The sequence below is a fragment of the Methanobacterium veterum genome (assembly GCF_000745485.1).
GTDB classification, from domain to species: Archaea; Methanobacteriota; Methanobacteria; order Methanobacteriales; family Methanobacteriaceae; genus Methanobacterium_D; species Methanobacterium_D veterum.
In genome coordinates, this window is record NZ_JQJK01000003.1 from 1 (window position 1) to 1,048 (window position 1,048).

General features: G+C 32.3%; 2 protein-coding genes. One reads left to right on the plus strand and one right to left on the minus strand.

From position 1 onward, the window contains the following. Positions 1-402, plus strand: a 402-nt coding sequence (locus EJ01_RS00015; RefSeq protein ID WP_048192831.1) for a transglutaminase-like domain-containing protein, incomplete at its 5' end; no start/stop codon positions are given. A 345-nt stretch (positions 403-747) separates the two neighbouring features. Here EJ01_RS00015 and EJ01_RS17440 read toward each other — a convergent pair. Continuing rightward, a partial coding sequence (locus EJ01_RS17440) for a hypothetical protein (protein WP_048192832.1) occupies positions 748-1,048 on the minus strand: 301 nt, incomplete at its 5' end.

Consider the following 1,048-nt stretch of genomic DNA (forward strand, 5'->3'; position numbering starts at 1 on the left):
ATCCAAGCACTGGCAAAATCAATAACAAGCGGTAAAACTTCTGCCTATGATAAAGCATTGGCAATATTCAACTGGGTAAGAGACAAATTGGGTTATTCATTCTATTACAACACCAAGTATGGTGCTGTCGGCACTTTAAATGCAATGACTGGAAATTGCGTCGATACAGCCCACCTTTTAATTGCTCTTGAAAGGGCTGCAGGAATACCAGCAAGATACGAACATGTTTATGCCCAGTTCTCAAGCGGTAACTGGTATGGACACGTTATTGCACAGGTTTGGGTTAACGGTAAATGGTACAATGTAGATGCAACCAGCTACAGCAATTCTTTCGGCATTATTAAAAACTGGAATACTTCAACAGCTACATACAAAGGCACATATGCTACACTGCCTTTTTAAGTAAAATATAACTTTTATTTCTTTTTTTATTTCTTTGAATTCAAATACAAATGTTACACTCTATTTCAAAGTTGAATAAGCAAATATAAAACCCATTATTAAGGATTATTTTGTTAAAACAGTTTTGATTGAGGTTTATTTATTTAAAAAAACAATCTACAGATTTAAATCCCGATACCTTATTTTAATACGTTCCCAGTAAGTTTTAAATGAAAAAATAAGATTTAAGAATGTTCTTTTTCCAGTTTAAAACCAAAACATTTATATAATCTGTAAAATTGAACATTAAACTGTCCTAAAACTTCAAAAGGTTTCTTAAATTTAATATATTATACATTTAACTTATTAAATTGTGAAATCATGAGACATAGTTTTTGGATCCGGAGGCGGTAAAATTACGAGAAAAATGTTTTTGGCAGTACTTATCTTTTTAAGTATAGCATCGCTTAGTTTAAGCGGCGTATCTGCCACATCTGAGACTTCAAATACAACAAGTTCAAATATTACTACTAATAGTACAGCTAACTTAACTGCCACTGCAAGTTCATTTAGTGCACTCAGTACAGCAGATAATAGTGCACCAACTGTTACGAGTGTTGATCCTGTAAATAATGCTGTAAACGTACCAGTAAATAAAACTATTAAA